This window comes from Chitinophaga polysaccharea (genome assembly GCF_007829335.1).
Taxonomy (GTDB): Bacteria; Bacteroidota; Bacteroidia; order Chitinophagales; family Chitinophagaceae; genus Chitinophaga; species Chitinophaga polysaccharea_B.
In genome coordinates this window covers 761798-779936 of sequence record NZ_VIWO01000003.1, presented here as the reverse complement: position 1 = coordinate 779936, position 18139 = coordinate 761798, and the positions used below count along the sequence as shown (strand labels likewise).

General features: G+C 46.7%; 14 protein-coding genes. 8 read left to right on the top strand and 6 right to left on the bottom strand.

Features of this window, described 5'->3' with window-relative positions; translation table 11 throughout:
* The first annotated feature begins 162 nt into the window (after nucleotides 1-162).
* The 5 genes from FHW36_RS14625 to FHW36_RS14605 all read left to right on the top strand — a co-directional run bounded on the left by FHW36_RS14625 (nucleotide 163) and on the right by FHW36_RS14605 (nucleotide 9144).
* Entirely contained in the window at nucleotides 163-3072 is a 2910-nt protein-coding gene (locus FHW36_RS14625; RefSeq protein WP_145670155.1) for a ligand-binding sensor domain-containing protein, read from the top strand.
* Nucleotides 3073-3309: 237 nt separating this feature from the next.
* On the top strand, nucleotides 3310-5907 hold the full coding sequence (locus FHW36_RS14620) for a DUF7133 domain-containing protein (RefSeq protein ID WP_145670152.1): 2598 nt from the start codon (nucleotides 3310-3312) through the stop codon (nucleotides 5905-5907).
* 166 nt (nucleotides 5908-6073) lie between these two features.
* Complete coding sequence (locus tag FHW36_RS14615; protein ID WP_145670149.1) at nucleotides 6074-7090, top strand: phosphotransferase enzyme family protein; 1017 nt, start codon at nucleotides 6074-6076, stop codon at nucleotides 7088-7090.
* Nucleotides 7091-7171: 81 nt separating this feature from the next.
* Nucleotides 7172-8092 carry a GIY-YIG nuclease family protein gene (locus tag FHW36_RS14610; RefSeq protein WP_186452447.1) on the top strand — a complete coding sequence of 307 codons (921 nt, stop codon included), beginning with the start codon at nucleotides 7172-7174 and terminating at the stop codon, nucleotides 8090-8092.
* Nucleotides 8093-8262: 170 nt separating this feature from the next.
* On the top strand, nucleotides 8263-9144 hold the full coding sequence (locus FHW36_RS14605; protein WP_145670144.1) for a DMT family transporter: 882 nt from the start codon (nucleotides 8263-8265) through the stop codon (nucleotides 9142-9144).
* Between the two features lie 121 nt (nucleotides 9145-9265).
* On the opposite strand, the gene FHW36_RS14600 is transcribed toward FHW36_RS14605, so the two are convergent.
* From FHW36_RS14600 to FHW36_RS14585, 4 genes are all read right to left on the bottom strand, one after another.
* The gene (locus FHW36_RS14600; protein ID WP_145670142.1) at nucleotides 9266-9484 is read right to left on the bottom strand and encodes a hypothetical protein; all 219 of its coding nucleotides are present in this window, start codon (nucleotides 9482-9484) and stop codon (nucleotides 9266-9268) included.
* A gap of 140 nt (nucleotides 9485-9624) precedes the next feature.
* The gene (locus tag FHW36_RS14595; RefSeq protein ID WP_145670137.1) at nucleotides 9625-10086 is read right to left on the bottom strand and encodes an SRPBCC family protein; all 462 of its coding nucleotides are present in this window, start codon (nucleotides 10084-10086) and stop codon (nucleotides 9625-9627) included.
* A 57-nt stretch (nucleotides 10087-10143) separates the two neighbouring features.
* A complete protein-coding gene (locus tag FHW36_RS14590) occupies nucleotides 10144-11001 on the bottom strand; it encodes an RNA polymerase sigma factor (protein WP_145670133.1) in 858 nt (285 codons plus the stop codon).
* Nucleotides 11002-11064: 63 nt separating this feature from the next.
* Entirely contained in the window at nucleotides 11065-11868 is an 804-nt protein-coding gene (locus tag FHW36_RS14585) for an SDR family NAD(P)-dependent oxidoreductase (RefSeq protein WP_145670130.1), read from the bottom strand.
* A gap of 184 nt (nucleotides 11869-12052) precedes the next feature.
* On the opposite strand from FHW36_RS14585, the gene FHW36_RS14580 reads away from it, so the two are divergent.
* The 3 genes from FHW36_RS14580 (at nucleotide 12053) to FHW36_RS14570 (ending at nucleotide 14776) form a co-directional block, all read left to right on the top strand.
* Nucleotides 12053-12607: an RNA polymerase sigma factor gene (locus FHW36_RS14580; RefSeq protein ID WP_145670127.1), complete on the top strand. Its 555-nt coding sequence runs from the start codon at nucleotides 12053-12055 to the stop codon at nucleotides 12605-12607.
* A 160-nt stretch (nucleotides 12608-12767) separates the two neighbouring features.
* Nucleotides 12768-12965 (top strand): hypothetical protein, encoded by a 198-nt coding sequence (locus tag FHW36_RS14575; RefSeq protein ID WP_145670125.1) that lies wholly within the window; start codon nucleotides 12768-12770, stop codon nucleotides 12963-12965.
* 149 nt (nucleotides 12966-13114) lie between these two features.
* Complete coding sequence (locus FHW36_RS14570) at nucleotides 13115-14776, top strand: ArnT family glycosyltransferase (RefSeq protein WP_145670122.1); 1662 nt, start codon at nucleotides 13115-13117, stop codon at nucleotides 14774-14776.
* 74 nt (nucleotides 14777-14850) lie between these two features.
* Here the strand turns inward: FHW36_RS14570 and FHW36_RS14565 are convergent, their stop codons facing one another.
* Both FHW36_RS14565 and FHW36_RS14560 read right to left on the bottom strand, forming a co-directional pair.
* Complete coding sequence (locus FHW36_RS14565; protein WP_246121153.1) at nucleotides 14851-15717, bottom strand: 2OG-Fe(II) oxygenase; 867 nt, start codon at nucleotides 15715-15717, stop codon at nucleotides 14851-14853.
* Nucleotides 15718-15933: 216 nt separating this feature from the next.
* Nucleotides 15934-18081 carry a hypothetical protein gene (locus tag FHW36_RS14560; protein ID WP_222429077.1) on the bottom strand — a complete coding sequence of 716 codons (2148 nt, stop codon included), beginning with the start codon at nucleotides 18079-18081 and terminating at the stop codon, nucleotides 15934-15936.
* Between the last annotated feature and the right edge of the window lie 58 nt (nucleotides 18082-18139).

Below are 18139 nucleotides of genomic sequence, written 5' to 3'. Positions count from 1 at the left end.
AAGCGAATCGTAGAGCAACAAATGTAACCTCACTGGTAAGAAAATGTTAAAAAAGCACCACTTCATTACTACGTCTTATCGCGTAATTCCCTATTTTTATAGCGAAAGACACTACTACAATACTACTACATCATTACTACATCGTTATGTGGGGATTGAAATATGAATAAGACACTGTTTAATATCTTGCTTTTCTTTAGGCTGTTATCCACCTGCTGTTATGCTGCTTATGCACAAAATGGATGTGGGCTTCCCGCTGTTGTCAACTATACCAAATTTGACTATCACGGAGGCAGCCAGAACTGGGGTATCGGACAAGATAAACATGGTGTGATGTATTTTGCCAATAACGATGGACTCTTAAGTTATGATGGAAGTCATTGGAAACTATACCCCTTACCCAACAGCACAGTAATTTGGTCGCTCGCAGTGAGTGATGACGGGAAAATTTATGTGGGGGGCCAGGATGAGATTGGGTACTTCGCCCCGGGTTCCAATGGCGTACTGACTTATACTTCTTTAAAAAACAATATTCCGGAACAGCACAAAAAATTTGCAGACATATGGCATATTGCCATTATGGGCAGCCGGGTATTTTTCCAGGGAGATGACCGCATCTTTGAGTACAATGGTAAATCAATCCGGGTACATCTTTCCAATGCGCAATGGTTTTTCATGGCCCGCGCCGGCGACCATATATACGCAGTTGATCGCGTAGCGGGGCTGCTACAATTCGATAACAACCAATGGGCCCCTGTTCCCGATGGCAAAAAAATTGCCGGGATGCTCACCGCAGGTATCGTTTCAATGGGCAAAGACAGTGTTTTCATTGTCAGCCGGACAAATGGCATCTTTTTATTACACAACAACTCGATAAGTCTGCAGCCAAACAACCTGCCCGGTCACCTCTACATCAACGGTGCTGCAAAAGTAAATGACGCCGAATTGATGGTAGCCAGTTCGGCGGGGGGAGCCCTGGTGGTAGATATCAGGAATAAGACCTGGCAGACTTTCTCCAATGACCAGGGACTTCAGAATAACAACGCCCTGAGCGTTTTCAAGGATGCCAGCGGTAACCTGTGGACAGGGCTGAACAGCGGTATCAGTTATATCAACTACAACTCTGCCATCAGGTATCTCCAGGTAGGTAAAACCAACAACCTGCCGGGTTATTCTGCCAGCATATTCAATAACAGGTTGTATGTGGCTACCTCCAACGGGCTGTATAGCGCCCTGCTGACCGATAATAAAAATATCCATGTGACACAGGATGATTTTGCCCTGGTAAAAAATACAGACAACCGGGAAGCGTGGAATCTTGCTGTGATAAACGGACATTTATTACTGGGCAGCGACAATGGCAGCTACGATGTACAGGGAAATGAAGCCAGGCTGCTCTCCGGAGATGCCGGCAGCTGGTATTTCCTTCCCCTCTCGTCCGTTTTCCCGGTGCAGGATATTATAGTGGGCACGTACTATGGTTTAAAGCGGCTCCGTTATGAAGACAATCATTTCAGTGATGAAGGCAAAATAGAAGGAACGCCCGACTCCTACCGGTTTATGGCGTTGGATAGCAACGGCGATATCTGGGCCTCCCACCCCTACCGGGGCATCTATCGCGTTAGCTTGTCACAAGACAAGAAAAAATACGCCTTCCATCTATATACCTCCAATGACGGCCTGCCCTCTACCTTAAATAATTTTGTATTCAAAATAAAGAACCAGGTCCTCTTTGCTACCTCTGGAGGTCTTTACGAGTTTAATACCTCCACCAATAAATTTTTTCTCTCCAGGTTTCTTTCCTCCGTTTTTGGCCGGATGAAAATACGCTATCTCATGGAAGACAAAGAAGGTAACATATGGTTCTGCGGCGAGAAAGGAACCGGCGTGGTGCATTTTTCCTCTACCGACACCACCCGTGCGCCCCAAGTCACTTATTTCCCTGAATTAGCCGGACAGCTCCTGCCAAAATTTGAAAACATCTATGCCTATAACCCCGAAAATGTGTTTATAGGCTCCGAAAAAGGATTAATTCACCTCAACTATCAAAGATATACGTCTGCCAAACAGCCTGTCGCCGTTCGCCTGGGCATGGTAAAGACTACCAGCAAATCCGACAGCACCATTTTTGGTGGTTACCAGGATGCTTACCTGGCGGCTTCTGCATCGGGCAGCGGCAAGCACCTGCTGGAATTACCATCTGCATATAATGCTTTTCATTTTGAATACAGCTCGCCGGTATATGATTTCCAGCAAAGCATTACGTATAGCTACCAGCTGGAAGGCTACGACCCCGACTGGTCTTCCTGGGATAGTAAAACAGAAAAAGACTATACCAACCTGCCCAATGGGAAATATACCTTTAGGGTAAAAGCGCGGGACTACCAGCATAACGAATCCACGGTAGTATCTTATAGCTTCATCATAAAAGCACCCTGGTATAAAACCATCTGGGCAATGCTCTGCTATATGGCCATTGCAGCCGGCCTGGTATTGCTGGTACGTAAATATTTAAAGCATAAGCTGCTGATTCAACAACAAAAATTTGAAGACGAGCAAAAGAAGCTCAAGTACATCCATCACCTGGAGCTGGAAAAAAATGAAAAGGAAATCATCAAGCTACAAAACGAAAAATTAGCACAGGAAGTACTGCTGAAGAAAAAGGAATTGGCCAATACCAGCATGCACCTCATGGAAAAAGCAGATACTTTAACGAAAATAAAGGAAAAGGTATCGCGCCTCAACACCGACGCCAACCCCGACAATAATATTAAGAGTATTACCGATCTGATCAAGGATGCAGAGAAGATTAATGCTAACTGGGACGTGTTTGCGGCACACTTTGATGAGCTGAACGACGACTTTCTGAATAAACTGAAAAAGCAATACCCTCAACTGACCAACTCCGATTTAAAAGTATGTGCTTATATTAAATTAAACCTGTCCACAAAAGAAATTGCGCAATTATTGAACATCACAGTACGAGGCGTAGAAGTAAGCCGGTACAGAATTAGAAAAAAGATGAACCTGCCCACAGAGCAGTCGTTAAGTACGTTTTTTAACCAGATTTAAATCGGCGTTACCAGTAAACGCCTATCTCCAATTAAAGCGAATAAACATCTGCCGGTTTTAAAAGCTATAGATTATGAGATTCTGATCCCTCATCGTCTCCTTCTCCCCTATTTCCATTAGCCCGCCTTTACCTCCTTCTGTCAAGAATATTCCAATATGGAAATTTATTTTTTATATCTTGACCGGCTATCCAAGTACTTAGTTATAGTAATAGTATCTAAAACACGTAGTAATTCAATGATTAAATTCCCACACACGCTGATTTGTTCTCTTACAGCGCTTAGTTTATTGAAACCGTTTTCGGGGTATGCTCAGACCGCCCCTTCTGAATTAACCATCACCCGATTTTCTGGTCCTTCCATTACCCCAAGCCCAGCCTGCCTGGCGGTAGCGCCTACCGGGGAAGTATATGTGGGGGTGGATGAGATAGGTTCGCTGGGAAAAGATCCGGGCAAAGGCCGGATACTTAAGCTGGTGGACACGAACAATGACGGAAAAATGGATCAGCATACCGAATTTGCCATGGTCGACAATCCACGCGGGATCATCGTTATGGGCAACCAGGTATTTGTATTACACACTACTTTTTCGAGCGAAACAGGTAAGGCCACCGGGATGGCCCTGGTGGTTTTTGAAGATAAAGATGGCGATGGGAAGGCCGATGGCCCTCCCAAACCACTGATTGAGCACCTCAGCAACACCAAATATATCCAGGAGCGCGGAACAGACCACGCTACCAACGGTATCCGCATGGGTATTGATGGCTGGATTTATATCGCGGTAGGCGACTTTGGCTTCCATGACGCCACCGACCGTTCCGGTAAAAAGCTGACTATGCTGGGTGGAGGCATCGTAAGGGTACGCCCTGATGGTACCGAAATGGAGGTATTTACCCACGGTACCCGCAACGTATATGATGTAGCCATTGACCCGTACATGAACGTGTTTACGAGAGAAAACACGAATGATGGCGGAGGATGGAATGTACGGTTCTCCCACCATATCCAATCCGGCGAATTCGGTTACCCGGTATTATTCCAGCATTTTACAGACGAAATATTACCAGCATTGGCCGACCTCGGCGGCGGCTCTGGTACGGGCGCCCTGTTTATGTCGGAACCCAATTGGCCGGAGAAATATAACAATGTTCCCATGATGGCCGATTGGGGAAGAAGCATGCTTTACATTCACCGCGTAAAGCCTGATGGCGCCACCTTCACACAAAAAGAAGAAGACTTTATTGCGCTGCCACAGATCACCGACCTGGATGTGGACGGATCCGGCCGGCTTTACCTCTCCGCCTGGGATGGCGCGGGTTATTCCGGTAGCGATACCATCGGCTTTGTAGTGCGGGCAGTACCCAATAACTGGACCTATAAAGCATTTCCAGACCTGGACAAGGCTTCGGTAGAAGAACTGGTGAACCTGCTGAAATCACCCAGCGCGGTAGCCCGGTTAAATGCTTCCCAGGAACTGCTCCAGCGGGGCGACCAGCAAGGATTAGCAGCTGCGCTGAAGATGGCATCGGATGCACAGCAGCCGTTATATGCCCGTGTAGCTGGTCTCTACACCTATGCCCAAGGCGCCGGCAAAAATGGTATCCCGGCTTTATTGGAGCTGACTAAAGATCCTTCTGTGAAAGAGCACGCCCTGCGTGCCCTGGCAGATCGTAAAGGCCTCCTGGCCGATGTGCCGGAGCAACCTTTCCTGGATGCACTGAAAGATCCATCTCCGCGCGTTCATGCTGCCGCCATCGTAGGATTGGGTCGCTTAGGCCGCATGGAAGCCGCCACTGCTTTGTTGCAAACCAAAGTGCCTGCGTCGTTCGTGGCTCCTCCCACCGATAAAGAAGGGCCCCATGCTACTCCTAATGCCGCCATTGTGCTGCCACATCTGGCGGTACGCTCCCTGGTAGCATTGAATGCCGTAGATGCTGCCGTATCGGCTGTCAACGGCCCCAACGCCACGCTGGCATTATGGGCTTTGCGCTATATGCACGATGAAAAAGCGGTGAATGGCTTAATTGCTGCCTACAAACAGTCGAAAGATGAAAAGCTGAAAAAGCAGATCCTGACTACCCTGGCACGCCTGTACAAAAAAGAGGACACCTATGATGCATCCTGGTGGTGGGGAACCCGGCCAGATTCACATGGACCCTACTACAAAGCAGTACTCTGGGAAGGATCACCCGTGATCGAAAAGTTCATGAAGAAAGAAGCCGCCAACCCGGCGCGTTTGGCTCTTTTCAGGGACCTCGACGCACGTCACAGGATGGAAATCGCTGCATTTGCGCCGCTGAAAAAAGCGGAACCCGTTGCGGCAAAAGAGCCTAAAGTAGACCTGGAGAAAATAAAAAGCAAGAAAGGACAAGTAGGTAAGTCTTCTATTGAAGATGTGCTGCTGGCGGTTAAACAATTAAAAGGAGATCCTGCCAAAGGCAAAATATTGTTCACCAACCAGGGCTGTGTGGCCTGTCATAGTCTCAGCAGAAGCGAAAAAATGAAAGGTCCTTTCATGGGACAGATCGGCTCTATCATGAACCGCGAACGGATTGCTGAGTCTATCCTGAAACCGAATGCTTCTATTTCCCAGGGATTTGCTACCTACACGATCACTGCCAAAGGCAATAAAACCTATGTAGGATTTATTACCGAAGAAACAGCGAACAAAGTAGTGATGAGAGATATTACCGGTGAAGTATACACGGTGAATGCGGCAGATATCCTGAGCCGTAAGGAAATGAAAACATCCATGATGCCAACCGGCCTTGCCAACGCCTTATCATACGAGGAATTTGCATCCCTGGTGAGCTTCCTGGAAAAACAAAAGAAATAACGCGGGACATTTTCTTATAGAAAAATTCCGGCTGGATAAAAAGACCTTACAATGCACTATTGTAAGGTCTTTTTGTTGTAATAAACAATCTGTGATCCTGCAATTAGTGGCTGATGACGGTCCGCCTATTTTCCCGGGTACCCGATATTGGAGTATCTTCATTTCTATGAAACCTATATTCCCCGCCGCTTATTCAACTCTTTGCCCCGACGCATTATCTTCACTCCTCTCAGAAAAATATGACGTAGGAACCGTTCAATGTAAACTCCTGGTCCGGGGCGTAGGCGACACTTACCTCGTAACATCATCTCAAAACCGTTATATACTGCGGGTGTACCGTACTTCCCATCGAAGCTTACCCCAGATAAGGGAGGAGGTGGCGTTATTAACGGCATTGAAAGAAGCCAATGTAGCGGTATCGTACCCCATTTCCGATATTTCAGGTCAAGCTATCCTTAAACTGGAAGCAGCGGAAGGAGAAAGATATGCCGTGCTTTTCAGCTATGCTCCAGGGCAGGCTGCCAGGCAATTGAATGAAAACCAGCTTCGCCACCTTGGTCATGAAATGGCCCGCTTCCATCACGTATCTGCTACCATCAGATTGGGAGGGGAAAGATGGAATTTTGACCTGGGAACAACTGTTTTTAAGCCTTTAGCCATGCTGAAGCCTGCCTTTGTTGAAGATGCCGAAGGATATGCCTGGCTGCTGGAAATGGCTGACCGTATAGCAAAAAAATTATCCTCTGTTCACACCGCTGAATTTTCCAAGGGCTATTGTCATTTCGACTTCCTCCCCAAAAACTTTCATTTTGAAAATGATGCGGTTACCTTTTTTGACTTTGATTTTATGGGTTATGGCTGGTTGGTGAATGATATCATGACCTTCTGGCAACACCTTGCCCTGGAAGTATACACCGGAAGAATGAAACAGCAAGCCGCGGATGATGCCTATCACATTTTCCTGGATGGATATCGTACATCTCGTACTATCAGTAAACAGGAACTGGCGGCGGTACCTTACCTCTCGCCTGGGTTCTGGCTTTTCTATATGGGATTTCATACTACCCATGATCAATTTTTTGCTTTTACCCAGCCTGCACAGGTAAAATCATATGTAGGATTTTTAAGGCATATTGTAAATACCTACTGGGATAAGGAGGGTGATTCACAGCATTTCGTTTAAACCTGCATCCTCCCAAAACTGCCCATCTCTCCAATATTTCGTATATTAAATCCATTATTCGGTTACCTAAAGCCAGAGATGATGTCGCAATATTCTTTCGGATTTGTTTATGTACTCACCAATAAAATAATGCCAGGACTGGTTAAAATTGGCTTGACAACGGGGCTGGCTGAAGACCGGGCTACTGGCCTTTTCTCCACTGGGTTGCCTGATCCTTTCGAGGTAGTTTTCAGGGCCACTACCTCTCACCCTGCTGAGTTAGAAAAACGGGTACATGAGCTGCTTAAAGAAAAACGATACCGTCCCAACCGCGAGTTTTTTGAAGTGACGCCGGAACTGGCCGCCAGCACCATTTTGCAGGCACGTCAGGAAACCGACGGTATAAAAGCCTGGGCAAAGAAATCGCAGCTATACCTGCAGCATGGCGATCGCCTGCTGTTATCCATGCGGGCAGGCCAGATACTTTTCTTAAGTGCCTATCCTTCCCTCGTTGCCCTGGAAGCCGCCATGATTGATCTCTGGCAGGTCCATACAGATGGAGATACATTTGAACTTTACTTTACCGATGATCCGGCACACCATTCTAATGACGAGTTCCGCTCCCCGGAAGGCGCGACTAATGCCGCAGACAACGACATTATCATTTATAAAGACCAATTGGTTCCTGGCGATCGCCTGCTCTGGATGGATGATACGGAGCCCCGCTTTATCAGTGCGCTTTTTGAATCTAAATGCCACTGCCAACTCATTGCACGCTCCCGCAACCCCAAGTTCACTGCGGAAGGACACCCCAAACTGATCAACGTAGATGCCGGCTGGACTGCCTCCTCCCAGGTAGCCACAGCGAAGCAATATGTTTGTTCTCTCCCACGCCCCAGGACCTGGGCGCCACGTCGTCCGGACACGACTAACGGTTGGGCTGATGTTGCCTGGAAAAATGCGCCACCGGCGTATTGGTTGCCGCAACTCAATCAACAGCCTGTTAACGGGGAAACCAAATAACTATGCCGTTTACAATCGGCCTATTCATTTTATTTGGATTGGCTTAGGAACATTCCCTTTTCAAAGGTAATTTTGTGCCCCTGTTAACTGGGTAAGTTGGCCAGCCTTTAAAATAGTACCCCTTGAATAATATCGTTCAATTACATCAAACATATGGAGCATAGGTATTAATGGAAAAGAAGTATATATTTTTAGTGCTGCTGATTATTGGCACCGCATTTTGGGGCATCTCATTCCCTGTCACCAAAATGGCCACGGACGCCGTTTCCCCCTCTACCTTCTTATTTTATCGGTTCCTGGCGGCGACTATTGTCCTGGCGGCGATCCTGTCGAAGCAATTAAAGCGGATCGACCGGTCGGCCCTTATCGCCGGCATGGCACTGGCTATCCCACTCACCTTTGGCATCCATTTCCAGACGCTGGGCATCAAGTACACACCCGCCTCTCAATGTGCATTTGTTGCCGGTATATGCGTAGTCATGATCCCTGTTATAAAGCAGCTGGTGTATAAAACGCGGGTAGACCTGAAAATATGGGTGGCTGCTATTATTGCGCTGGTGGGCCTCTTCATCATTTCTGTGAGGGGTAACCTGGTTATTGGCCGGGGAGATGTATATACGATTATCGGCTCCATTGGCTTTGCAATATATCTCATCCAGGTAGAACGTTACAGCACCGACCGTAATATCTTACCCACCATTGTGCCCATGTTTGCCACCTGCGCATTAATCATGCTCTGCATAGCCTTAGGTGATGAAACTGCCAACTGGCTACCGGTGAACCAGGGCTTCTGGATGGGTATCGGCTACTGCGCGCTCTTTTCCACGGCGTATATGTATACGATCTCCAACCTTTCCCAACGTTATATTTCCGCAGAAAAAGTGGCTATCATCTACTTATTTGAACCCATTTTTGCGGCCATTGCTGCCATTCTTATGCTGGGAGAACAGCTTTCCTGGCAGTTGTTGGTAGGAGGTGCACTGATTTTTGCCGGCACGCTGATTTCGGAAGCTAATTTCAAGCGAAAGGAGGCGTACAAAGATATCCATTGAACTGACTAGTCCGAAGAGGCTAACTATTTTCTAGTAGCTATCACACTATTGCTTTTTCTTCCTCCTGATCAGGGTTTCTTCATGTTTTTCCAGGGCATCTGATATCGCCATCCGGGAGCAATCAGGTGGCCAATTGTTTGCGTCTGCCTAGTTTCCTGCGGAGCCAATGTCCTTTCCACATCCAGAAACCGCTTAATGCCACTACCGGTAAAAACACCCAGCGCACTGCATTTGCTGCTGGCGGATTACTGGCTACCGGCCCGTAAATGTATCCCAGAATGGGAATACTCAGGATAATATGTAACCAGCGAATGATCTTACGTTCTACAGATGCTTTCATAAAAAATGCTTGTTACACAAAGCTAATTCGTGCACCGATAGCCTTTTTTGAAAGTAGACATGCAGGAAAAATGTGCCGATAAAATGGGAAAAATACGAGCGGAGTAGCGCCGGCGTCCCGCATTAATAGCACTGTTTTTCTTATATTGGTGTGATGCGGCGTTGTAAAACATCCGCTAAGGCATGCAGCATTTTTGCCCAGGCCGACTTTGCTCTTTCCACGAAATCAGCCCAGTTAGCGGGCATTTCCTGCGTTAATGTTAATTCGCAACCAGTCGAAAGCGTCGTAATGTCTATGAGGATACGACTGCTATCCGGCAGGTCTTGTCGTACTGCCCAGGAAAACAACAGGCGACGTGGTCTGTCTATTTCAATATATTCGCCGATATGCTCTATCTCGATGCCCTCGCGCCGGACAATAAAAGAGAAAGTACCGCCTACCCGCGCATCCGTTTTCAGCTGTACAATTTCTTCATCACGTAATGCGGGCCCAAACATAAATTTACCAATCATGCCGGTGTCCAGCCAGGCATCAAAAACCCGCTCTGGCGCTGCAGCGTATTTATGGGTAACAGTAGCATGTACAGGAAATGAGGTAGCCATCGTGATTCATTATTCGCTTACGAATATAAATGAAATCAGGCAAGCTACAGACAGGCACTACCGGGCATTGCCGGCCTTCTGCTCAAAAAAATCTTTTTTTTCACCAATAGCGGTTTTCACGCAATTCATAATAGATTCGTGCAAATCCGTACCCGCAGCATGCAGCGGGTCGATGGCCTTTACCAATACGGTTCGTAGCGCAAACAGCTGTTCCCGGTTATATTTTTTTGAGGCCTTCACCAGCTCCAGTTTCATCAATTCTTCCTGCTGATTTTGCTTAGGGTTAAAAATTTCATTGATATGGCTGCATTGATGGCAGACGCCGTTCTTGTTGACTAACGCACACCTATACTCGAAAATATCGGTCATAGTACTCCTGGCATCGTTCAATAAATGCTTTATCACGCCTTCCGTTTTTCCAAGGATGTCTGCAATTTCTTTGACAGAAAAATCATACATATCTTTCAGGATCAGCGCTACCTGGTTTTCTATCGCCAGCGTTTTTGAAATACAGGTGAAGCAAAAGTCGATATGCTCCCTCATTTCATAAGCGCCGGCCGGCGAGGTATCATGCGCTATCCAGAAAGCCCGCCTCACTTCCTCTGAGCCTATGGCCAGGTCTGCACCCCTATCCTGGGCGTCTGGCTGCCATCTCTTTAATTTCCTCAAATGATCATAAGCCAGGTTGGTGGCTATTTTAAATACCCAGGTTTTTAACGAAGACTCCCGCTGAAAAGTAGCTATCCTGGAAAAAGCTTTGATAAAAGTGTCGTGCGTAAGGTCGTCTACATCATTACGATCGGTGAGCAGGCGGTACAGGTACGATTTCAGCTGGCTTTGAAACGTGGCAAACAAGGTTTGAAATGCATTAATATCACCAGCCATGGCCGATGCTAAGACATCTTCGTTTTCCATTCCCATAATTTTTTTGCAATAATAGGGTTGCAGTCCCCGGAGGAGACTGCAACCACTAATGTACTATAATATGTTTAGCTTCCCGCAGTCCACATCCACGATATGACTGTTGAAAACAACTCCTGGTGCAGAAGCCAGGAAGGTGGCCGTTTCTCCTACGTTTTGCAGGGTGGGGCCTACCTTTAAAATATCGAAAACTTTATACTGCGCCTCCAGTTGCTCCACCGGTATATGGAGATTTTCAGCTGCTGCTTCAATCCATCCCGAGATGCGCTTCGTTTCCATAATAGCACCGGGGCAAATACAGATCACCTTAATACCTGCTCCGCCCCATTCGGCCGCCATTCCCCGCGTTAGCCCTTCCATAGCTGCACTGGCCGCCGTGATGCCGGCCATATTGGGGAGCTTAGACCTGGACAAGGCAGAAGTCAATAATAAGACGGTCCCCTCAGACCCGGTTTCCATCATATATTTCGCAGCCACCCTTGAAGTGAGGAACTGCGAACCACAGATCTTTTCCATCGGCGCCATAAATTGCCGGAAAGTAGCTACGGTAGTGGGGGGACGACCACCCATCTCACTATACTCAGCTGCAATGCCATTGAATACTACATCCAGTTTGCCATTGTCTGCCACCACCTGCTTTAAAAAATTGTCTATCTCCGTTTCATTCAGTGCATCTACCCGGGCGGCTTCTGCATACCCCCCATCGGCGTTAATGTCCCCGGCCAGCGCTTTTACCGCATCCAGGTTGCGCGCCGTAACATATACCCTGGCGCCATGTGCTGAAAATGAGCGCGCCACTGCTCCTGCAATCTCACCGGATGCCGCAAATACCACGGCTACTTTGTCTTTTAGATTTTTCATATTGCTTGTTTTCTCTATTGACGAATAAGCGCGGTAAAACGGTCGGTTTTTTACAAAAAAATTTACAACTCATTGATTACAAACCACTAATAACCCCTCCTGGCATATCATTAAAATAATTTTATTTTTATTGGGTGATAAAACACCACTCCTGGTATATAGTAGTGACTAAATTCGCTCCTGCATGCAAACAGTACCCGACAATACCCTGCTTACCCGGCTCAGCAACGACGATAACGCCGCTTTCGGGGTATTGTATGAACATTACTTTCCCGGCATAGCTGCCTATATTGTCAACAACTGCGGGAAAACTGAAGACGCGGAAGATATCTTCCAGGAGGCCCTTATCGTATTGCGTCATAAAATAAGACAACCCGATTTCCTGCTTACCGCTACCATTAAAACGTATCTCTTCTCCATTGCCCGGAACCTCTGGCTGAAACGCCTGCGGGATAACAAGCTATTGCCGGTGGCAGACGTATCCATCTATCATTGGGAAACAACCTCCTTTTCTACTACACTGCATCCCGAAAAGAGCAAAGATGAAAAAGTACAATCCTGGATATCCAGGATCACCAGGCATTGCCAACGTATCCTACACGCCATTTTCTTTTACCGGGAACCTATGGAAGTATTGATGAAAAAAATGGGTTGGAAAAACAAGCATACCGCTGCCAATCAACAATACAAATGTATTCAGCAGGTGAAAAAACTAAAACAGCAGGAAGAAGGCAGATAATTTTTTGGGTGATAATTATCATAACCCGGTATTAATAGATAAATCACCTTTAAAACTGTTTATCATGACTGCAAGAACAAAGATCATTCTCTGTATCACCTCCCTGCTCCTGACTGGCATCTGCCTTTATCATTTTTTCGGGTAATAAAAAATGAAGAAAATGAAGAGAGAAGTCAACATCTGGGGAATCAAAGCATTTGAGGGAGATGGGGAGAGCTGCCCGATAATTCCGGTGCATCTGCCCTGGTATAAAAAACTCGCCTTAACCTTTTTCCGTTTCGGGGTATGTCCGCTTTGTATTACGATGAGTGTGGGCTACAGTATCCGTCGTTTTTTCCGGCGGATAAACCCTGATTAAACACCGCGCGCGGAGGCAACTTCCACGCAAAGGCCCAACCGACGAAGCAGCACTTATCGACGCCGTGGTGGCGCAACAAAGTGCCTGATTTGCAAATGATAGTATATCAACATATATTTGTTCAATACAATCATTTACATACAGTACATATGCGTACACCCAAACTAATCACTATTCTTTTATTGGCATTAATTGCTGCGCTTTTCTTCATCCCTTTTCTGGGGCGGGTGCATCTGTTTGACTGGGATGAAATCAACTTCGCAGAGTGTTCGAGAGAAATGCTGAATCTGGACGATTACACCAGGATCTATGTCAATTTCAAGCCGTTCTGGGAAAAACCACCCATGTTCTTCTGGATGCAAAGCCTGTCCATGAAAATATTTGGTATCAACGAATTTGCCGCGCGCTTTCCCAATGCCATCTGCGGTATTGTGACCCTGATCGTGCTTTTCATTTGTGGTACCCGGTTATACGACAGAAAATTTGGTATTCTCTGGGCGCTGGCCTTTGGTGGCTCCCTGTTTCCGAATATGTACTTCAAATCAGGTATCATTGATCCCTGGTTTAACCTGTTTACTTTCCTGGCGCTCTACTATTTTATATTGTACCACTGGAAACGGAACGGATTTGATAAGGAAGGCGTTAATAAAAAACCGGTATTTTACGCCATCTGGTCCGGCATTTTTATGGGCCTGGCCATCCTGACCAAAGGACAGGTAGCCCTGATGGTGTTCCTGATGGTATTGGGCGTATATTTCTTTTATAACCGTTTCCGGCTCTTCTTTAACTGGGGCCATGCCCTATTGTTCCTGGTAGCTACTATGCTGGTAACCCTCACCTGGTATGGATATGAAACTGCCAAGAACGGGCCCTGGTTTATCACGGAGTTTTTAAAATACCAGTACCGTCTCTTTACCACGCACGACGCAGGACAGGCGGGCTTCTTCGGGTATCACTACGTGGTGTTGCTCGTTGGCTGTTTCCCCGCTTCCCTGTTTGCCATTCCTGCGTTCTTTAAAGGGCGTTACACCAGCCGGTATGATAAAGACTTTAAGATCTGGATGATCCTGTTGTTCTGGGTAGTCACCATTTTATTTACGATCGTACAATCCCGCATTATCCACTACTCCTCGCTGGCCTGGTTCCCAATTACCTTCCTGGCCGCCTATTCCTTTTACAAATGGGATAGAAAGGAAATGGATTATAAAAAATATGTAGGCGTACTCACCACCATCCTGGGCGCCATCATTGCGATAGTACTGCTGGCGGTAACCCTGATCGCCTTAAATATCAGGCGACTGATCCCTTATGTGCACGATACCTTTGCCCAGGCCAATATGGCGGCGGATGTACACTGGAGTGGCTGGGAAGGACTGGTAGGCATTTTACTGGTGGTAACGATTATCGTGGGATTAATACAGCTGCGTAAACGCAACTTTATCAATGCAGCCACCACCTACTTTGTAGGAACAGGCCTGGTTATTTTCCTGGCGGCTGCCGTTATTGTTCCGAAAGTAGAAAAGTATTCACAGGCGGCGGCTATTGAATTTTTTGAGCAAAGGCAGGGAGAAGATTGTTATGTAACCACCCTGGGTTATTGGAGCTATGCGCCTTTCTTCTATACTCACAAAGAGAAACCTGCCAATCCAAACTCTTATGAGGAAGCCTGGCTGTTGAAAGGAGATATTGATAAACCTGTTTATTTTGTTACCAAAGTAGACCGGGTAGATGATTACAAGCAGTATTCTTTAAAAGAACTGTATCGTAAGAACGGATTTGTATTCCTGAAGAGAGAAGTACCGGCTAAATAACCGCCGGTTATACGATAATAGAAAAGGCGTTGAAGTAAATTCAACGCCTTTTCTATTTATTATTTTGAACTGGTTTATTTCTTTTTCTTACCGGAAAAGAACCGCAGTATCTTACTTACTACTTTATCATTTGATCCCAGCATGCCTTTGATTTCCGTATAAACGGCCACCATGGTATTGTCCAGCTTCACCATAAATTTCTTTTTCTCTTCCCCGGGGCGTACCATGTAGTGGGTAGCTCTGCGGAAGGGCTGGGCTTCTTCGGTATAATAATACAAAGCGATAGACCTTCTGTGACGATCTTCCGGGCAAGTAGTAGGTTCCGGGTGTCCATGGTAGGAATCGGCATCTGTATTAAAAATCACACAGCGATTAAAAACCGGCAACACTTTCTTTTCACAGGCCTTCATCTGGGTATCCCACAGTTCTAGTTTACCACCCCACTCTTCTACCCAATCAGGGTTGAGATACACGAGCACGTTTACCCGGCGTTGCCAGTGGCGATGGTGCGGGTGTACGGTGAAATCGGCATGGATGTTCAGGTAACCTCCCCGCTTGGACTGATGTATGCCGCCTCCTTCCAGGAGGTCATCTTTCATCAGGCCTTTTATGCCGGTCAACTCACTGAGAAATGCCAGGAATTCCGGGGAATTCAGTTCATTGATGGTCCGCTTGATAGTGGCGGGCAACAGATCGAGTTTATTCAACCCGGCTTTGTTTTCATTGTAGTGAACATAGTTGATCCATCCATCTTCCTCATTTAATTTATCAAACTCCTGGGAGCATGTAGTTAATACATCCGGGTTCAGGAAATTTTCTAATACAATATGAGGATAAGGACTGGCTCCCTGGTAATCTTTACTTAATGTAGGGAGCTGACTATTCCAATGATCATAATCGAATAATTGCGTGTTTTCCGCTGTTTCAGTGATAGTTTGCACTTCTTGAGTTTTTAGGCATGACCTTCAAAGGAGCCATAAATATAATGTAAATATTATTTGTTTAGGCAAGGGGTTCGTCAAAATATTTTCTACCCGCGCAAAACAGCCCTGGAGCCGGGTTATGCCAGAGGCAATCACCCAGCTCCAGGGCTGTTAGCCGTAAGAGGCCGTTAAAATTATCCGAAGTATTTACCTGCTATATGGTTGCTTTTTTTCTCAATAACCACGCGCTCTTACGAGTCGGGTCAACAAGTGCTGCCCCGAACCATCGCGGTTGGATTGATACAAATTCCAGCTATTGGCATCTATGGCTTCCAGGTGAAACGACTTTGAAGGATCTGCCAGCGCCGTTTTCACCCAGCGGGGAAAGGCATTAGCCGCCCTGGCATCTTCCCAGGTTCTGATCGTCTTAAAAATGGCGTCTTTCTGCGGACAGCTCTCCACATCTTTCTGGTTCAGGTATAAGCTGTAAGTGGTACCTACCCCTACAGAAATAGCCTGTATATGCTCATATTGGGCCACGGTTGAATGTGCCTTAATAGGGAAATTGCCGCCCATGCCTACCGGGAAAAAATTAGCATACGTAACGTCCCGGAGATCTTTCCCCTGGCTGGTAGTACTTCCCCACTCCCGGGTATCGGCATCATACAGGTTCTTTCCACCGCCTACATTCCAGATACTCTGATAATGCCAGGAGCCTTCCGATAGGGTAGCGCCTGTAAAGCGGATGGAGGGAAGTCCCAGTTTAGCCGCCCGCTCAAACATTCCGCGGAAGAAACGTTTGGCGGAGTAGTAGCCATGCCCGTTGTTAAACAAAAACTCCTGTCCGTCAAAATCATAGTATTGCAAACCGTTGAGATAACAAACCTCCGCATAATGTGCGGCGATTTCATCCTGCAGCTGCATGTTAGGAATAATACCGTCGTAGCCATAGTTAACGGTTACCTGGAGCTTATACACGGTATCCCGTACTTTATGGCTAGCAGCCTGCGTATTCCAGTAACCTCGTTTTACATTCAGCAATCTATAAGGCGCTTTATCGGATACACCCAGGTAATGGATTAATTCCTTGCCAATTTTTATCATATTCAAATTGGCGCAATGCCCTTCCCAGCTGGCAATTTCTTCCAGGTGTTCAGGATTATCCACTACTATGACGGTATCGGTTGGGCTAAGGTCTTTCATCAGCAAACGGCGCTGCTGGTAGCACAGGCTGTCGCTGGGTACGGGGCTGGCATCCAGCGTGCCCGGCGCCAGCGAATTGGTGATAGTGGTTCTGCCTATGGTAATACCAAATTTGGCCGCCATCTCCGCAAATGCTTTGTGCGACACATTACCTGCGGTTAAATGAATAGGATGTTTCTCAAAATTCTTTCCATCGATATAACCGTTGTTACCCCGATCCGGTCTTAAAAAGCCCTGGTCGTATAAGCTAATGGTTTTAAAGCCCAGCCTGGATGTATAGGATATAATGCTGTCATACAGGTTACCACTGGTAATAGCGTCGGGCACATAAGCAGCCGGATCTTTTACCCATCTCCCATTAATAGTGGGATAAGGTAATTGCTCCGCTTTTACGATCTGTTGCACCACGTCCAGCAGCGCAGTGCTGTCAGGGCTACCCCACAAAGCAATGGAAGAGCCGATATAGTCTACTCCCGGCAATGGTTGCACCTGTATATGGTTGGGGATATTGGCTGCCATATGGGGGATCAGCGAATAATTTACTTCTCTTTCAAAAGAGCGGTCCCGCGACTGGTAGCTAATAGATATTCTTCCTTTATTATCCACCGCTGCTGCATCTCCATACATGATCCGGTAATAAGCTTCTTTATGGGCATAGAAAGCCACATCACTTACTCCATCGCCACCCAGGCTAAATACCTGGCCTTCATGCAGGCTATCCGGTAAAGGAAAGCGTTTAGCATCCGGTGAATGAATGATATATTGAAACGGGGCTGCATCGGCGATGGTGGCTGCTGTGCCTCCGAGCGTGTTATCATTTAAAGCCATCATGCCAATGGCATAATTCACGGCTGCACTGGTATCCCGGCTCACGCCAATGATTTCGCCCAGCAGGTTGGTAATATTGGTGTGGCAGGCGCCCCATTCAATAGCGTCAATACCATTTCGCGGTGCAAGGGATTGCAAGGTGAGCTTAAAATATTTTTCCTGCGGGAGAATGGAAACTTTGGCTACAGAGCCATTGGCGTAACTAAGTAGCAAGACTTTACCAGCCTTGTTATACGTAGCTTTTACAGGCTGATAGTATTTTTTCTGCTGGCTGTTATAAAGGCTTAACAAAGGAGAAGGCTTATCGGACGGACTGAATTCACGGTTAGGCTTCACCGTGATATTCTTCATACTGGTAATCCATCCTTTACCATCAATGTGAATTTTAAAGTATGCTGTTTTAAAATCA